This window comes from Streptomyces xanthophaeus, from assembly GCF_030440515.1.
Lineage (GTDB): Bacteria > Actinomycetota > Actinomycetes > Streptomycetales > Streptomycetaceae > Streptomyces > Streptomyces kutzneri.
This window is the reverse complement of sequence record NZ_CP076543.1, coordinates 2,303,522-2,320,611: the sequence shown is the minus strand read 5'-3', so window position 1 is coordinate 2,320,611 and position 17,090 is coordinate 2,303,522. Positions and strand designations below refer to the sequence as shown.

Sequence of the window (17,090 nt, the reverse complement as noted above, 5' to 3'; positions counted from 1 at the left end):
CTTCAGCGGGTGCGATCACCTGCGATGAACGGCGGCGTACTGAGTCCGAGTGGGGAGGGCGCGTGGCGATGGAGGCCGGCCCTCGTGACACCGGGCAGGACGACACCCGGAGGGAAGCGGATCCGATGCTTCTGGACGGGACGGACGGGACGGACGGGCCCACAGGGCTCGGACTGCCCGCCGATCCGGCGCGACTGACCCCGGACGGCCCGGACACCCCGGACTCCGCCGAGGCGGAGGCCGCGGCCGGACCCGAGTTCGAGGTCGAACTGCGCCCGCAGCGCCGCCTGCGCCTGTGGCAGATCGCCCCGATCGCGATGCTCGCCGCCACCGGCTCGCTGATGTTCGCCTTCCCGCTCGCCTTCGAGTTCGGCGACGGCGGCGCGGTGGTCGCCATGCTCGGCTTCCTGATCAGCTGCTGCGCCGGAGGCTGGGGAATGATGGCCGCCCGACGGGTCGGCTACACGTGGCCCGGTCTCCCGGCCCGGGGGAGCGGCCGCCGCCCGGACTGGCGCATGGCCGCGCTGTACGCCGTCGTCGCGCTGGCCGTCGTAGGTCTCGCCGTGTACCGGGTCGCCCGGCTCCGCTGACCGCCTCCCGGCCGGTTCCGCCTTCCCGGCCGGTTCCGCCCCTCGGACGGTCCGGCACCCCTGAGCTGGGGCTCGGTACCATGGGCCGGTGACGCACACCACCCTCTCCTTCCTCAAGGGCCACGGCACCGAGAACGACTTCGTGATCGTCCCGGACCCGGACAACGCCATCGAGCTGCCCGCGTCCGCCGTCGCGAAGCTGTGCGACCGGCGCGCCGGGATCGGCGCGGACGGCGTCCTGCACGTCGTCCGGTCCGCCGCGCACCCCGAGGCCGCGCACCTGGCGGAGGAGGCGGAGTGGTTCATGGACTACCGCAACAGCGACGGCTCCATCGCCGAGATGTGCGGCAACGGCGTGCGCGTCTTCGCCCGCTACCTCCAGTACGCCGGACACGTCGAGCCCGGCGACCTCGCCGTCGCCACGCGCGGCGGCGTCAAGCGCGTGCACCTCGACAAGGGGGGCGACGTCACCGTCTCCATGGGCCGCGCCGAGCTGCCCGAGGGTGAGGTCACGGTCAGCGTCGACGCCCGGAGCTGGACCGCGCGGAACGTGAACATGGGGAACCCCCACGCGGTGGCCTTCGTCGAGAGCCTCGATCACGCCGGGAACCTCTACACCGCCCCTGCGTTCACCCCGGCTTCCGCCTACCCCGCCGGGGTCAACGTCGAGTTCGTCGTCGACCGTGGCCCCCGGCACGTCGCCATGCGCGTCCACGAGCGCGGCTCCGGCGAGACCCGCTCCTGCGGCACCGGTGCCTGCGCCGTCGCCGTGGCCGCCATCCGCCGCGACGGCGCCGACCCGGCCGCCACCGGCGAACCGGTCGCGTACACCGTCGACCTTCCCGGCGGAACCCTGATCATCACCGAACACCCCGACGGGCAGATCGACATGACCGGACCGGCCGTGATCGTGGCTGCGGGGGAGTTCGACGGGACCTGGCTCACCGAAACGGCTTTCGGCTGAAGCTTCCCTCTAACGGGTGATCCGTTTCACGCTGAGCGAGAGGTGGACTGCGCCACGTGGTGGGGTCGGTAATATCAGGCACCGGCCCTGAGGGCTCACCCCATGCCCACCACCGCCGGTCGAAGCCGCCGGAGGTGCCCATGAGTGCAGAGGCCACGAACCCCGAAGCACACCCCGAAGCGCGCCCTGAGCTCCGCAGACGGGGGCGGACCAGGCTCGATCTGCGCCGGCTCGGGCGCGCGGCCCTGCTCGGGCCGACGTCGCGAGACCGGCTTCCGGACGCGATCGGCCACGTGGCCGAGGCACACCGCGCCCACCACCCGGACGCCGATTTGTCCATTCTGCGCCGCGCGTATCTCCTCGCGGAGACCTCGCACCGGGGTCAGATGCGAAAAAGTGGTGAGCCGTACATCACACATCCACTCGCCGTCACTCTGATCCTCGCCGAACTCGGCGCCGAGACAACCACCTTGACGGCCTCTCTGCTCCACGACACCGTCGAGGACACCGACGTGACCCTCGATCAGGTCCGGGCGGAGTTCGGCGACGAGGTGTGCTTCATCGTCGACGGCGTCACCAAGGTGGAGAAGATCGACTACGGCGCCGCCGCCGAACCCGAGACCTTCCGCAAGATGCTCGTCGCCACCGGCAACGACGTCCGCGTCATGTCCATCAAACTCGCCGACCGGCTGCACAACATGCGCACCCTGGGCGTGATGCGCCCCGAGAAGCAGGCCCGCATCGCCAAGGTCACCCGCGACGTCCTCATCCCGCTGGCCGAACGGCTCGGCGTGCAGGCCCTCAAGACCGAGCTGGAAGACCTCGTCTTCGCGATCCTGCACCCCGAGGAGTACGAGACCACCCGCGCGCTCATCGCCGCCCACGCCGGGGAACGCGACCCGCTGCCCGCCATCGCCGACTCCGTACGCGGCGTCCTGCGCGATGCAGGCATCGCCGCCGAAGTACAGGTCCGGCCCCGGCACTTCGTTTCCGTACACCGCATCGCCCGCACCCGCGGCGAACTGCGCGGCTCCGACTTCGGCCGCATCCTCGTCCTCGTCGGTGAGAACGCCGACTGTTACGCCGTGCTCGGCGAGATGCACACCTGCTTCACCCCGGTCGTCTCGGAGTTCAAGGACTTCATCGCCGCCCCGAAGTTCAATCTCTACCAGTCGCTGCACACCGCCGTCGCCACCCCCGAGGGCTACGTGGCCGAGGTCATCGTGCGGACCCGGCAGATGCACCGTGTCGCCGAGGCCGGTGTGGTCGCCCTCGGCAATCCCTACGCCACCGCGACCCCCGACGCCGCCACCGACCCGGACGAGGAGCGTGTGGACCCCACGCGGCCCGGCTGGCTGTCCCGGCTGCTCGACTGGCAGCAGTCCGCGCCCGATCCCGACACCTTCTGGACCGTGCTCCGGGCGGAGCTGGCCCAGGACCGGGAGATCACCGTGTTCCGGGAGGACGGCAGCGCCACCGGCACCATCAGCCTGCCGGCCGGGGCCAGCTGTATCGACGCCGCCTACGCGCAGCACGGCGAGGCGGCCCACGGCTGTATCGGCGCCCGCGTCAACGGGCGCCTGACCTCCCTGTCCTCCCCGCTGTCCGACGGGGACACCGTCCAGCTGCTGCTCGCCCAGGACGCCTCCTCCGGACCCGCCGCCGAGTGGCTGGACCACGCGCGGACCCCCGCGGCCCGGATCGCCATCAGCAGCTGGCTCGAAGCCCACCCCGACCGGGCCATGGCCACGACCTCGGCCGCCCGGGCGCCGCTGTCGGTGGTCGGGGCCCGCGGCGGCGGGGGCAACGCGGTCGCCGATCTGCCGGACGCCACCGTGCGACTGGCGGGATGCTGCACCCCGGTGCCGCCGGACGCCGTCGCCGGCTTCCTGGTTCGCGGCGGGGCCGTCACCGTGCACCGCGTCCACTGCGCGGCGGTGGCACAGATGCGGGCGGTGGGGCGTACCTCCGTCGCCGTGCACTGGCGGGCCACGGCGGACGTCCGGGTCACCCTGCTCGCTGAATCGTTCGGCCGCCCGCATCTGCTGGCCGATCTGACCGAGGCGATCGCCCGCGAGGGGGTCGAGGTGGTCTCCGCGACCGTGGAACCGCCGGTCGAGCAGCGGGTCCGGCACAGCTACACCCTGCAGCTGCCGGACGCGGCCGGGCTGCCCGCGCTGATGCGGGCGATGCGGGACGTACCGGGGGTGTACGACGTCAGCCGGGTCTAGGCCGGGCGCGGGTGCGGACACAAGCCGGTGCGGACATAGGCCGGTGCGGACGTAGGCCGGAACGACTCCGGAAGGCCCCGTTCGGGTGGACTCGTCGCGCGTCGTACGCGGCCGTGCGGCGGGCGCTGGTAAGCGGTGGTGGATGCAGCTCTCCTCCCCGCGCCTGCGCGCCACCCTGCTCGCCGCGGCCTCCCTCACCCTCGTCGCCGCCGTCCTGCCCCCGCCGAAGCCGCTGGGCATCGGCGACCGGCTCTTCCCGGAGCTCGGGAACCCCGGGTACGACGTGCTCTCGTACGACCTGTCCTTCGCCTACAAGGACAACCTGAGCCCGCTCGACGCGGTCACCGTCATCGACGCCCGCGCCCTGGAGCGGCTGGAGCACATCAATCTGGACTTCACCCACGGCAAGGTGGCGTCCGCCGAGGTCAACGGGGAGCCGGCGCGGTTCGAGAGCGTGGCGGAGGACCTGGTCCTCACGCCCGCGCGCCCGGTGGCGGACAACATGCCGCTGCACATCACCATCCGGCACACCAGCGATCCGCGCGGCCGCGGCGACGGCGGCTGGGTGCCCACGGAGGACGGCCTGGCCATGGCCAACCAGGCGGACGCCGCCCACCGCGTCTTCCCCTGCAACGACCACCCCGCCGACAAGGCGATCTTCACCTTCCGGATCACCGCCCCGGCCGGCCTCACGGCCGTCGCCAACGGGGAACCGGTGGCCCCCGCCGTGCGGCTCGGCCCCACGACGACCTGGACCTACCGGACCCGGCACCCGATGGCCACCGAGCTGGCCCAGGTCTCGGTGGGCCGCTCCGAGGTCGTGCACGGCACCGGACCGCACGGGCTGCCGCTGCGCGACGTGGTGCCCGCCCAGGACCGGAAGCGGCTGGACCCCTGGCTCAAGAAGACCGCGGGCCACATCGAGTGGATGGAGGAGCGGGTCGGCCGCTACCCCTTCGAGAACTACGGGGTGCTGATCGCACGGGCCACGACCGGCTTCGAGCTGGAGACGCAGACCCTCTCGCTCTTCGAGAGCAACCTGTTCGCGGGCGAGGGCTACCCCGAGTGGTACGTCGAGTCCGTGATGGTCCACGAGCTCGCCCACCAGTGGTTCGGCGACAGCGTCACCCCGCGGACCTGGTCCGACCTGTGGCTCAACGAGGGACACGCCACCTGGTACGAGGCCCTGTACGCGGACGGCCTCGGCAAGTACTCCCTGGAGCGGCGCATGCACGAGGCGTACCAGCGCTCCGACCAGTGGCGGGCTGCGGGCGGTCCGCCGGCCGCCCCGAAGGCGGCCGCACCGGGCGAGAAGATCGGGCTGTTCCGGCCGGTGGTCTACGACGGGTCCGCACTGATCCTCTACGCCCTGCGGCAGGAGATCGGCACCGAGGCCTTCGAGAAGACCGAGCGGCGCTGGGTCACGGAGAACCGGGACGGGATCGCGGGGACGGCCGACTTCGTACGCCTGGCCTCGCAGGAGGCGGGCCGCGACCTCACGGCCTTCCTGGAGCCCTGGCTGTACGGGGCCACGACCCCGCCGATGCCCGGTCACCCGGAGTGGAGTGGCAAGGCGGCCTCCGGCAGGGCCGCGGCGGATCCGGCCTCCGGCAAGGCCGCGGCGGACGGGAGCACCCGATAAAGGGTGTGACCGCCGAGGAACGGGCATGTCACCATCGACGGGGCCGCGTGGGGAATCCCCCGGCCGTGTGACACGTTGGACGTGACAGTTAACGTGACACTGCTATTCGAATCGACGTAAGGATCCAATGACCTCCTCTTCTTCCCCTTCCCAGGACGCGCGGGACGCACAGGACGTGCGGGACTCGCAGAGCTTCACCGAGAGCCTTCGGGCCGATGCCCTGATGGAAGAGGACGTCGCCTGGAGCCACGAGGTCGACGGAGACCGGGACGGCGAGCAGTTCGAACGCTCCGAGCGCGCGGCCCTGCGCCGCGTGGCCGGCCTCTCCACCGAGCTCGAAGACGTCACCGAGGTCGAGTACCGGCAGCTGCGCCTGGAGCGCGTCGTTCTCGTCGGTGTCTGGACCTCCGGCACGGTGAACGACGCGGAGAACTCCCTCGCGGAGCTCGCCGCCCTCGCGGAGACGGCGGGTGCCCTCGTACTCGACGGTGTCATCCAGCGCCGTGACAAGCCGGACCCCGCCACCTTCATCGGGTCGGGCAAGGCGCGCGAGCTGCGTGACATCGTCATGGAGAGCGGCGCCGACACCGTCGTGTGCGACGGTGAGCTCAGCCCCGGCCAGCTCATCGCCCTCGAAGACGTCGTCAAGGTGAAGGTGGTCGACCGGACCGCGCTGATCCTCGACATCTTCGCCCAGCACGCCAAGTCCCGAGAGGGCAAGGCGCAGGTCGCACTCGCGCAGATGCAGTACATGCTGCCGCGACTGCGCGGCTGGGGTGCCTCGCTGTCCCGCCAGATGGGTGGCGGCGGCGGTGGCGGCATGGCCACGCGAGGCCCCGGTGAGACCAAGATCGAGACCGACCGGCGACGGATCCGCGAGAAGATGGCGAAGATGCGCCGGGAGATCGCGGAGATGAAGACCGGCCGTGACATCAAGCGGCAGGAACGGCGCCGCAACAAGGTGCCCTCGGTCGCCATCGCCGGTTACACCAACGCCGGCAAGTCCTCGCTGCTCAACCGCCTCACGGGCGCGGGCGTGCTGGTGGAGAACGCGCTGTTCGCCACCCTCGACCCGACCGTGCGCCGGGCCGAGACGCCGAGCGGCCGGGTCTACACCCTGGCCGACACGGTCGGCTTCGTCCGGCACCTGCCCCACCACCTGGTCGAGGCGTTCCGCTCCACGATGGAGGAGGTCGGGGACTCCGACCTGATCCTGCACATCGTGGACGGTTCGCACCCGGCGCCGGAGGAGCAGCTGGCGGCGGTGCGCGAGGTGATCCGCGAGGTCGGCGCGGTGAACGTGCCCGAGATCGTCGTGATCAACAAGGCGGACGCCGCGGATCCGCTCGTCCTGCAGCGGCTGCTGCGGATCGAGCGGCACTCCATCGCCGTCTCGGCGCGGACGGGCATGGGCATCGAGGAACTCCTCGCGCTCATCGACTCCGAGCTGCCGCGGCCCGAGGTCGAGGTGGAGGCCATGGTGCCGTACACGCGCGGCTCGCTGGTCGCCAAGGCGCACGCCGAGGGCGAGGTGATCTCCGAGGAGCACACCCCGGACGGCACCCTGCTCAAGGCGCGGGTCCACCAGGAACTGGCGGCGGACCTGGCGCCGTACGCGCTGGCGAAGCGCTGAGTGTGCGAGCGTGCCCGACGGCTTGAGAGCTTGACGGTGTGACGGCTGAGGCCCCCCTGCGGTGCAGGGGGGCCTCAGCCGTTCGGTCATGCTCAGGGTCCGGGGCTACTCGAACCGCTCGAACTACTTGAACTTGGCGCTGACGGCGTCGAAGATGCCCTTCGCCTCCGGACCCAGCCGGGGTCCGGCCAGCCAGCCCGCCTTGGCCGGGCCGATCGAGGTGTTCGACACCAGCGCCGGCTTGCCGTCGGAGCCCGCCGTGACCCAGCCGCCACCGGAGGCACCGCCGGTCATGGTGCAGCCGATGCGGTACATCACCGGGTCGTTCGCGTTCAGGGACAGCCGGCCCGGCCTGTCCGTGCACTGGAAGGCGCGCTGGCCGTCGAAGGGAGCCGCCGCCGGGTAGCCGGTCGCCGTGATGCTCGCGACCTTCGGCACGGCCTGCGCGTTGAACTCCACCGGGAGCGCCGAACCGACCGTCTCCTCCAGGGACTTCTTGCTGCCCTTCTCGGGCGCCACGTGCAGCACCGCGAAGTCGTACGGGGCACCAGCGCCGCCGGTCGGACCGCCGGTCGCGATCCACTGGTCGGAGGTCTGCGCCCAGTCGCTCCACCAGACGCCGTACGGGGCCACCGTCTCGCGGGGCGCGCCCTTGAGCTGCGCCGCCGGCTTGCCCGCGTTGTTGTAGGACGGGACGAAGGCGATGTTGCGGTACCAGCCGCCGGCCTTGCCCGCGTGGACGCAGTGGCCCGCGGTCCAGACCATGTTGGACTTGCCGGGGTGGGCCGGGTCCTTGATCACGGTCGCCGAGCAGACCATCGAGCCCTCGGGGCCGTCGAAGAACACCTTGCCGGACGCCGGAACGCTCGTGTGGTAGGGCGGGGCGGCCTGCTTGGCCGCCACCGGGGCCGGGGTCGGGTCGGTGACGCCCTGGTCCTTGCCCGCGTCAGGGTCGACGGCCGGGCGCTGCGGCTGCTCGGCGTCACGCATGCGGTCCGGGTCCCACAGGCCTTCGATGACCGGGTTGATGTAGTCGCCCGCCTCGCGGAGCCAGTCCTCCTGCTTCCAGTTCTTCCACTCACCCCCCTTCCACTTCTCCAGGTCTATTCCGTGCTCCTTGAGCTTGTCCTTGAGCTGGTCCGGGATCTTGATCGCATCCTGGCCCGGCAGGCTCCCGGCCACGGTCGGCTTGGCGTCGCCGCCGGCCTCCCCGTCGCCGGGGCCGCAGGCAGCCGCGGTCAGCGCGAGCGTGGCCGCGCACAGAATCGCGGTGACCGGTCGGTTCGGTCGCATGTCGTTGGTCCCCCTGGGAGTTCGAGGAGTGGAGTAGCCCCCCACTATGCCGCTGTCGCCGAGGACGACACAGGCCGGGGCTGCGGTTCCTGGCGTTCTCCCCTTGCGGGACAAGGATCTTGAGTCAACCCGTGATCCCTCGCCGTCACCGTCGTTGGTACGTACGGGGGATGGGGGAGCAGCGTTCATGTTCGAGACGCAATCCGGAAGTGCAATCAGTGCGGGAGGACCGACACTCGTGGCTGTCACCGAGCCGGCCGCGGCGGCGGCCGCGACAGAGATCCCGCCTCAAGTGCCTCCGCAGGGAAGCCGGGGATCGGTTCCGGACGCCCCGAACATCCCGAACGCCCCGGTCAATCCGAACCGTCCGGGTGTGAGCGGTGGACCGGGGGGTTCCGCCGCCCCCGAGGGCATCCTGCGCAGACAGGCGCAGCGGGAGTCCGCCGCCCGGACGTACGCGCGCTCGCTGCCCATCGTCCCGGTCCGGGCCCGCGGGCTGACCATCGAGGGCGCCGACGGGCGGCGTTACCTCGACTGCCTCTCCGGCGCCGGCTCGCTCGCCCTCGGGCACAACCACCCGGTGGTGCTCGAAGCCATCCGCGGTGTCCTCGACTCGGGCGCCCCGCTGCACGTGCTGGACCTCGCGACCCCCGTCAAGGACGCCTTCACCACCGAGCTGTTCGCCAACCTGCCGCCCGCGCTGGCCGCCGACGCGCGCATCCAGTTCTGCGGACCGGCCGGTACGGACGCCGTGGAGGCCGCCCTCAAACTGGTGCGCACCGCGACCGGACGCCCCGGGCTGCTCGCCTTCACCGGTGCCTACCACGGCATGACCGCCGGGGCCCTGGACGCGTCGGGAGGTGCCACCGGGGTACGGGTGACCCGGCTGCCGTACCCGCAGGACCTCCGCTGCCCGTTCGGCGTCGGCGGCCCCGAGGGAGCCGAACTCTCCGCGCGCTGGACGGAGAACCTGCTGGACGACCCGAAGGGCGGGGTGCCCGCCCCCGCCGGCATGATCGTCGAACCCGTGCAGGGCGAAGGCGGGGTGATCCCCGCCCCGGACGCCTGGCTGCGGAGGATGCGCGAGATCACCGCGGCGCGGGGGATCCCGCTGATCGCCGACGAGGTGCAGACGGGCGTCGGCCGGACCGGTGCCTTCTGGGGAGTCGACCACGCCGGGGTCGTGCCCGACGTCATGGTCCTCTCCAAGGCGATCGGCGGAAGCCTGCCGCTCGCCGTGATCGTGTACCGGGCCGGCCTGGACGTCTGGGCCCCCGGCGCGCACGCGGGTACCTTCCGCGGCAACCAGCTCGCCATGGCCGCCGGCGCCGCCACGCTCGCCTTCGTCCGCGAGAACCGGCTCGCGGAGCGCGCCGCCGCCCTGGGGGAACGGATGCTGGCGGCCCTGCGCGGCCTGGCCTGCGGCCATCCCTGCATCGGAGAGGTACGCGGCCGGGGCCTGATGATCGGCCTCGAACTCGTCGACCCCGACACCGGGGCCGCCGCACCGTCCCTCGCCGCCGCCGTCCGCCAGGAGTGCCTGGACCGCGGCCTGATCGTCGAGCTCGGCGGCCGCCACGGCGCGGTGGTGCGCCTCCTTCCCCCGCTGACCCTGACCGACGAGCAGGCCGCGGCGGTCCTCGACCGCCTGGCCGACGCCATCCCGGCCGCCGCCCGCCGGACCCACTGACCCGTACCCCGAGGACCCGCGATGCCAGACCCGCACCAGTCCACCCCCATCACGGAGACCCAGCCGCTGTCTTGCGACCGGCCCGCCCCACCGCCGGGACCGGCCCAGGCGCAGCCGCGGTCGCTCCCGGACCATGAGGACGCCGTCGCCCCGGGGCAGCCGTCACCGCCGCCCGGCACCGCGGCGCCGCTACGGGAGGCCGCGGAGCCGCCGTGCCCGACGCCCCGGCCCGACGCGCCCAAGGTACAGGCCCCGGGTTCCGCGGTCGGCCCGCCGACCCGGCCCGTCCCCGCCGAGGACGCCCCGACCCCGACCCTGTCCCCGGCCGGCACGCCGCCCCACGCCGACGGAGCCACGGCCGAGCAGCCGCAGCCGGGCCCGGCGGGCGACCCCGGAGCACCGGCCGAGCAGCTCCCCCCGACGGTCACGGCCGCCACCGGGACCGGAGCCGGGGCAACGGCCACGGTGCCGCGGCAGAAGGACGGCACACCACGGCCCCGTTCCGGATGGACGAGCCCCCTCCGGCTGGAGCCGACCACCCTGCCCGACCTCCTCAACCACCCCGACCCGGCCGTCGCCGCCGAGGCCGCGGCGGTGGAGAACCTGCTCCGCTGCTGGGTCCGCGAATCCGGTCTCGGCCGCCCCGACGGCCCCGCTGGAACCCCCCTGCGTATCCCCCTTCCCGCGTCCGGCACCGCCCTGCTCGTCCCTGTCCGCCACTGGTCCCACGCCGGCTGGCACCGATTCGGTGCCGTCCGGCTCGAAGGAACGACCGCTGCCGCCCCCTCCCTCGACGCCGTCACCCTTGCCGCGCTCATCGCCCGTGAGGGCACGAGCGGTGGCCGAGGCGCCGCCGACCTCGTCGGCCGGGTCGCCGACTCGGTGCGCCGGACCGCCGAATTCATCGCCGACCGGCGGGAACGCCCCACCGCCCCGGCCCCCGTCGGCGGGGACCGTTTCCTCACCGCCGAACAGGCGCTCCTCCTCGGTCACCCCCTCCAGCCGGACCCGAAGAGCCGTGAAGGACTCTCCGAGGCCGAGGTACGCCGCTACTCACCCGAACTCCACGGCTCGTTCCCCCTGCACTGGTTCGCGGTCGAACCCGCAGCTCTTGCCAGCGAATCGGCCTGGACCGAGAGCGGCCGCCCCGTCTCCGCCCCACAGCTCCTCGGCCGACTCGCCCCCGGGCTCCCGCTGCCCAACGGCACCACCCCCCTTCCCCTGCACCCCTGGCAGGCCCGCGACCTGCTCCAGCGCCCCGCCGTCACCGCCCTCCGCGATGCGGGACTTCTGCACGACCTGGGCACGCACGGCGAGCCCTGGTACCCCACCTCCTCCGTCCGCACCGTCCACCGCCCGGGCGCCCCCGCGATGCTCAAGCTCTCCCTGGGCCTGCGCATCACCAACTCCCGCCGCGAGAACCTCCGCAAGGAACTCCACCGCGGCGTCGAGGTGCACCGGCTGCTCCGCACCGGCCTCGCCGAGCAGTGGCAGGCGTCCCACCCCGCCTTCGACATCGTCCGCGACCCCGCCTGGGTCGCCGTGGACGCCCCGGACGGAACCCCCGTGCCCGGACTCGACGCCCTGCTGCGCCACAACCCCTTCCGTTCGGGCGACGACCCCGTCTGCATCGCCGCACTCACCGCTCCCCGCCCGTGGCCCGGCCGGACCACCATGAGCTCCCGCCTCGCCGAGCTCGTCACCGGGCTCGCCACCGCCACCGGCCACACCACGTCCGCCGTCGCCGCCGAGTGGTTCCTGCGCTACCTCGACCACGTGGTGCTGCCGGTCCTCGCCTTCGACGCGCTCGCCGGTATCGCCCTCGAAGCGCACCAGCAGAACACCCTGGTGCTCCTCGACCCGGCCGGCTGGCCGATCGGCGGCCGCTACCGCGACAACCAGGGCTACTACTTCCGCGAATCGCGCCGCGCGGAACTGGAGCACCGGCTCCCCGGCATCGGAAGCGCCAGCGACACCTTCGTCTCCGACGCCGTCACCGACGAACGCTTCGCCTACTACCTCGGCATCAACAACGTGCTCGGCCTCATCGGTGCCTTCGGATCCCAGCGCCTCGCGGACGAGCGGGTCCTCCTCGCCGCCTTCCGCCGCTTCCTCGCCAAGGCCGCAGGCCTCGGCCCGCTCCCCGCACGGCTGCTCGACTCGCCCACCCTGCGCTGCAAGGCGAATCTCCTCACCCGCCTGGGCGGCCTCGACGAGCTGGTCGGCCCCGTCGACACCCAGTCCGTCTACGTCACCATCACCAACCCCCTTCACGATTGACGCGTCGGCGCCGACGCGGAGAAGAGCCCCCGATGCCCTCCACCCACACCTCAGCCCCAGCTCCGGCCACCGGATCCGCCCACGGCACCCGCACCGCCACCGGCGTCGTCAAAGTTGCCGGCGGCAGGCGTGGACAACGCCTCGACGCACAACTGTTGCCTCTGCTCGCCGAAGCCGACCTGCTCGATTCCCCCGCCATCTGGGGCAGCGTCACCACACCCGCCGGAGCCTTCCGCCTCGAACCCGTGCGGCCCGGTCGCGACCTGGAGCTCCTCACCGGCTGGATGAACGATCCCGAGGTGGCCGCCTACTGGGAGCTCGCGGGCCCTGCCGCGGTCACCGCCGACCACCTGCGGGCCCAGCTCGACGGCGACGGCCGCAGCATCCCCTGCCTCGGCCTCCTCGACGGCACGCCGATGAGTTACTGGGAGATCTACCGGGCCGACCTCGACCCGCTCTCCGGGCACTACCCGGCGCGCCCCCACGACACGGGTATCCACCTGCTCATCGGAGACGGCACGAACCGTGGCAGGGGACTGGGAACAGCTCTGCTGCGCGCCGTCGCCGACCTGGTCCTCGGCAACCGCCCCCGCTGCACACGCGTCGTCGCGGAACCGGACATCCGCAACACCCCCTCCGTATCAGCCTTCCTGAACTCCGGTTTCCGCTGCTCCGCGGAAATCGACCTTCCCGAGAAGCGGGCCGCCCTGATGATCCGGGAGCGGGCGCTGCGCAATCTCCTCTGAGTGCCGCCCCGCAACCCCGACCGTCGTCGGCAGCTTCGCACCTCTCCCTTCGATAACTCTGCGTAGCGAAGCAAAGTTCCCGACCTCCGAGGAGCCACGTGCCGAACTTCCCCGCAGCCCCCGACGCGGCCGAACCCGCCGTGCCGCCGTCGCCCCAGCACCCCTGCACGCCGCCCGAACTCAACGGTGCGACCTGGGACTTCGCCGCCCGCCGGATGCTCGCCAAGATGCTCGGCGAGTTCGCCTACGAGGAGATCATCCGCCCCGTCCCCGCACCGGCCGCCGCCGGGGACGCCTGGACCCTGACCCTCGACGACGGCAGCAGCCTCGGCTTCCGCGCCCGCCGGCGCTCGTACGGCAGCTGGCACGTCGCCCCGGACACGATCACCCTGACCCCGCCGGCGCGCGCGCCGACGTCACCGCCCTCACCGAACGTGCCGGGCGACCTCGGGAGCCCGACCGCCTTCGGGGACCCGTACGCCTTCCTCATCCGGGCGCGTACCCTCCTCGGCCTGGACGGACCCACTCTCGGTCACCTCGTCCGCGAGCTCAGCGCCACCCTCACCGCCGACGCCCGGCTCGACCACACGGCACTCACCGCCGACGTCCTCGCCGACCTCGACTACGCCGCCCTCGAAGGCCACCAGACCGGCCACCCCTGGCTCGTCCCCAACAAGGGCCGCATCGGACTCTCCGCCTCCGACACCGCAGCCTGGGCCCCCGAGGCCCGCACCCGCCAGCGGCTGCCCTGGCTCGCCGCCCACACCACGCTCGCCGCCTACCGCGGGACCGCCGGACTGGAGGATCCCGCCCGTCTCTACACGGCAGAGCTCGACCCCGTCACCCGGGCCACCTTCGACCGGTCCCTGCGCGACCGCGGCCTCGACCCGGTCCACTACCTCTACCTCCCGGTCCACCCCTGGCAGTGGGACGAGGTCGTCCTCCCCCTCTTCGCCCCGGCGCTCACCTCCGGCGCCCTGGTGCCGCTCCCCGCCGATCCCGACGTGCGTCTCCCGCAGCAGTCCGTCCGCACCTTCCTCAACCTCAGCCGGCCCGACCGGCACAGCCTCAAACTCCCGCTCTCCGTCTTCAACACCATGGTCTGGCGCGGACTGCCCAGTGACCTCGCGCTCGCGGCCCCCGCCGTCACCGCCTGGATCCACTCCCTCCGCGACGGCGACCCCTTCCTCCGCGACGAGTGCCGGGTCGTCCTGCTCGGCGAGGTCGCCTCCGTCACCGTCCGCCACCCCGTCTACGACGAGCTCCCGGAGGTTCCGTACCAGTACAAGGAGCTCCTCGGTGCGATCTGGCGCGAGCCCCTGACCGGCCTGCTGGCACCCGGCGAGCGCGCCCGCACGCTCGCCTCCCTCCTCCACACCGACCCGCGCGGCCGGTCCTTCACCGCCGAGCTCGTCGCCCGGTCCGGACTGACCCCCACCGTCTGGCTGCAGCGCCTGTTCGCCGCCCTCCTGCCCCCGCTGCTCCGTTTCCTCTACCGCTATGGCACCGTTTTCTCCCCGCACGGCGAGAACGCCATCGTGATCTTCGACGAGCAGGACGTCCCGGTCCGGCTCGCGGTCAAGGACTTCGTGGACGACGTCAACATCACCGACGAGCCGCTGCCCGAGCTGGAGTCCCTGCCCGACGAGGTCCGAGCGGTCCTGCTCACCGAGCCCGCCGACTTCCTGCCCCAGTTCATCCACTCCGGGCTGTTCGTCGGCGTCTTCCGCTACCTCTCGGCCCTGTGCGAGGACGGCCTCGGCGTCCCGGAGAGCGAGTTCTGGTCCCTCGTACGGGCGGAGATCCTGCGCCACCAGACCCGCTTCCCGGAGCTCAAGGACCGCTACGAGCTCTTCGACCTGCTCGGCGAACGCATCGGACGGCTCTGCCTCAACCGGAACCGGCTCTACGAGGACGGCTACCGCGACCGCCCGGACCGCCCGCACGCCGTGCAGCACGGCACCGTACCCAACCCTCTGTACCGGCCATGATTGCTCGCCGATGCGCTCGCTGTCAGTGCGGCCCCGTAGGGTTGGCAGTGCTATGACGAAGCCCTCCCTCCCCGACCTGCTGCACGCCGCCGTCTCCGCCGTCGGCGGCACGGAGCGCCCCGGCCAGGTAGCCATGGCCGAAGCCGTCGCCGAAGCGATCGACGACAACTCCCACCGGCTGATCCAGGCCGGTACCGGTACCGGCAAGTCCCTCGGCTATCTGGTTCCGGCCCTCGCGCACGGTGAGCGCGTGGTCGTCGCCACGGCGACCCTCGCCCTCCAGCGGCAGCTCGTCGAACGCGATCTGCCACGGACGGTGGAGGCACTGCACCCGCAGCTGCGCCGCCGCCCTCAGTTCGCCATGCTCAAGGGCCGGTCGAACTACCTGTGCCTGCACCGCCTGCACGAGGGCGCTCCGCAGGACGAGGAGGACGGCCTCTTCGACCAGTTCGAGGCGGCCGCACCCACCAGCAAGCTCGGCCAGGACCTGCTGCGCATGCGTGACTGGGCGGACGAGACCGAGACCGGCGACCGAGACGACCTGACTCCGGGTGTTTCGGACAAGGCCTGGTCGCAGATCTCCGTCTCCTCCCGCGAGTGCCTGGGTGCGACGAAGTGCGCGTACGGCGCCGAGTGCTTCGCGGAGGCCGCCCGGGAGCGGGCCAAGCTCGCGGACGTGGTCGTCACCAACCACGCCCTGCTCGCCATCGACGCCATCGAAGGCGCCCCCGTCCTGCCGCAGCACGAGGTGCTGATCGTGGACGAGGCCCACGAGCTGGTTTCCCGGGTGACCGGGGTCGCCACCGGCGAGCTCACCCCGGGCCAGGTCAACCGGGCCGTGAAGCGCGCCGCCAAGCTGGTCGACGAGAAGACCGCGGACTCCCTGCAGACCGCCTCCGAAACCTTCGAGCGGGTCATGGAGCTGGCGCTCCCGGGCCGCCTGGAGCAGATCCCCGAGGACCTCGGCTACGCGCTGACGTCCCTGCGGGACTCCGCGCGCAATGTGATCTCGGCGATCGGCGCGACCCGGGACAAGTCCGTCCACGACGAGGACGCGGTGCGCAAGCAGGCGCTGGCCGCGGTGGAGAGCATCCACGGGGTGGCGGAGCGGATCACCAACGGCTCCGAGTACGACGTGGTCTGGTACGAGCGCCACGACCGCTTCGGCGCCACCCTCCGGGTCGCGCCCCTGTCGGTGTCCGGCCTGCTGCGCGAGAAGCTGTTCGAGGACCGTTCCGTGGTCCTGACCTCCGCCACCCTCAAGCTGGGCGGCGACTTCAACGGGGTCGCGGCCTCCCTGGGCCTGTCCCCCGAGGGGGTCGAGGGCGACGACGTACCCGTCTGGAGCGGGCTCGACGTCGGCTCGCCCTTCGACTATCCCAAGCAGGGCATCCTCTACGTCGCCAAGCACCTGGCCACGCCGGGCCGCGAGGGGACCCGCGGCGACATGATGGACGAGCTCGCCGAGCTGATCGAGGCGGCCGGCGGCCGCACCCTCGGTCTCTTCTCCTCCATGCGCGGCGCCAAGGCGGCTGCCGAGGAGCTGCGCGGCCGGCTCGACAACCCGATCCTGCTCCAGGGCGAGGAAACCCTCGGTGAGCTGATCAAGTCCTTCGCCGCCGACCCGAAGACCTGCCTGTTCGGGACGCTGTCGCTCTGGCAGGGCGTGGACGTGCCCGGTCCCAGCTGCCAGCTCGTGGTCATGGACCGGATCCCCTTCCCGCGCCCCGACGACCCGCTGATGAGCGCCCGCCAGAAGTCGGTCGAGGAGCACGGCGGCAACGGCTTCATGGCTGTGGCGGCCACGCATGCCGCACTGCTGATGGCACAGGGCGCGGGCCGTCTCGTACGGGCCTCGGGCGACCGGGGAGTCGTGGCGGTCCTGGACCCCCGGCTGGCGACGGCCCGGTACGGGAGCTTCCTGCGGGCCACGCTGCCGGACTTCTGGTACACCACGGACCGCAATCAGGCCCGCCGCTCGCTCGCCGCGATCGACGCTGCCGCTCAGGCTGACGGCAAGTAGTTCCGCG

General features: G+C 72.4%; 11 protein-coding genes. 10 read left to right on the top strand and 1 reads right to left on the bottom strand.

All coding sequences use genetic code 11. The features are described from left to right. Positions 1–68: 68 nt before the first annotated feature. The 5 genes from KO717_RS09730 to hflX all read left to right on the top strand — a co-directional run bounded on the left by KO717_RS09730 (position 69) and on the right by hflX (position 7,060). Positions 69–590: a hypothetical protein gene (locus tag KO717_RS09730; RefSeq protein WP_301374443.1), complete on the top strand. Its 522-nt coding sequence runs from the start codon at positions 69–71 to the stop codon at positions 588–590. An 88-nt stretch (positions 591–678) separates the two neighbouring features. Beyond that, positions 679–1,554: a diaminopimelate epimerase gene (gene dapF, locus KO717_RS09725; protein ID WP_301365968.1), complete on the top strand. Its 876-nt coding sequence runs from the start codon at positions 679–681 to the stop codon at positions 1,552–1,554. Positions 1,555–1,694: 140 nt separating this feature from the next. Beyond that, positions 1,695–3,785, top strand: coding sequence for a RelA/SpoT family protein (locus tag KO717_RS09720; protein WP_301365966.1), 2,091 nt, complete (start codon positions 1,695–1,697; stop codon positions 3,783–3,785). A 142-nt stretch (positions 3,786–3,927) separates the two neighbouring features. Continuing rightward, a complete protein-coding gene (locus tag KO717_RS09715; protein ID WP_301365965.1) occupies positions 3,928–5,427 on the top strand; it encodes a M1 family metallopeptidase in 1,500 nt (499 codons plus the stop codon). Positions 5,428–5,554: 127 nt separating this feature from the next. Then, on the top strand, positions 5,555–7,060 hold the full coding sequence (hflX, locus tag KO717_RS09710) for a GTPase HflX (RefSeq protein WP_301365963.1): 1,506 nt from the start codon (positions 5,555–5,557) through the stop codon (positions 7,058–7,060). A gap of 123 nt (positions 7,061–7,183) precedes the next feature. Here the strand turns inward: hflX and KO717_RS09705 are convergent, their stop codons facing one another. Beyond that, positions 7,184–8,353 carry a trypsin-like serine peptidase gene (locus tag KO717_RS09705; protein ID WP_301365961.1) on the bottom strand — a complete coding sequence of 390 codons (1,170 nt, stop codon included), beginning with the start codon at positions 8,351–8,353 and terminating at the stop codon, positions 7,184–7,186. A gap of 187 nt (positions 8,354–8,540) precedes the next feature. Here KO717_RS09705 and KO717_RS09700 point away from each other — a divergent pair, with 187 nt between their 5' ends. From KO717_RS09700 to KO717_RS09680, 5 genes are all read left to right on the top strand, one after another. Then, a complete protein-coding gene (locus KO717_RS09700) occupies positions 8,541–10,043 on the top strand; it encodes a diaminobutyrate--2-oxoglutarate transaminase family protein (protein WP_301365959.1) in 1,503 nt (500 codons plus the stop codon). A 21-nt stretch (positions 10,044–10,064) separates the two neighbouring features. After that, the gene (locus KO717_RS09695) at positions 10,065–12,323 is read left to right on the top strand and encodes an IucA/IucC family protein (protein ID WP_301365957.1); all 2,259 of its coding nucleotides are present in this window, start codon (positions 10,065–10,067) and stop codon (positions 12,321–12,323) included. Between the two features lie 32 nt (positions 12,324–12,355). Next, entirely contained in the window at positions 12,356–13,069 is a 714-nt protein-coding gene (locus tag KO717_RS09690; RefSeq protein ID WP_301365955.1) for a GNAT family N-acetyltransferase, read from the top strand. A gap of 98 nt (positions 13,070–13,167) precedes the next feature. After that, positions 13,168–15,060 carry an IucA/IucC family protein gene (locus KO717_RS09685; RefSeq protein ID WP_437184486.1) on the top strand — a complete coding sequence of 631 codons (1,893 nt, stop codon included), beginning with the start codon at positions 13,168–13,170 and terminating at the stop codon, positions 15,058–15,060. 52 nt (positions 15,061–15,112) lie between these two features. Continuing rightward, positions 15,113–17,083, top strand: coding sequence for an ATP-dependent DNA helicase (locus KO717_RS09680; protein ID WP_301365953.1), 1,971 nt, complete (start codon positions 15,113–15,115; stop codon positions 17,081–17,083). The last annotated feature ends 7 nt before the right edge of the window (positions 17,084–17,090 follow it).

Bases quoted from the DNA above. Each gene is read 5' to 3' on its own strand.
- hflX (WP_301365963.1), top strand. From the start codon at position 5,555: ATGACCTCCTCTTCTTCCCCTTCCCAGGACGCGCGGGACGCACAGGAC.
- KO717_RS09700 (WP_301365959.1), top strand. From the start codon at position 8,541: ATGTTCGAGACGCAATCCGGAAGTGCAATCAGTGCGGGAGGACCGACA.
- KO717_RS09720 (WP_301365966.1), top strand. From the start codon at position 1,695: ATGAGTGCAGAGGCCACGAACCCCGAAGCACACCCCGAAGCGCGCCCT.
- KO717_RS09695 (WP_301365957.1), top strand. From the start codon at position 10,065: ATGCCAGACCCGCACCAGTCCACCCCCATCACGGAGACCCAGCCGCTG.
- KO717_RS09730 (WP_301374443.1), top strand. From the start codon at position 69: ATGGAGGCCGGCCCTCGTGACACCGGGCAGGACGACACCCGGAGGGAA.
- KO717_RS09705 (WP_301365961.1), bottom strand. From the start codon at position 8,353: ATGCGACCGAACCGACCGGTCACCGCGATTCTGTGCGCGGCCACGCTC.
- KO717_RS09680 (WP_301365953.1), top strand. From the start codon at position 15,113: ATGACGAAGCCCTCCCTCCCCGACCTGCTGCACGCCGCCGTCTCCGCC.
- KO717_RS09715 (WP_301365965.1), top strand. From the start codon at position 3,928: ATGCAGCTCTCCTCCCCGCGCCTGCGCGCCACCCTGCTCGCCGCGGCC.
- KO717_RS09690 (WP_301365955.1), top strand. From the start codon at position 12,356: ATGCCCTCCACCCACACCTCAGCCCCAGCTCCGGCCACCGGATCCGCC.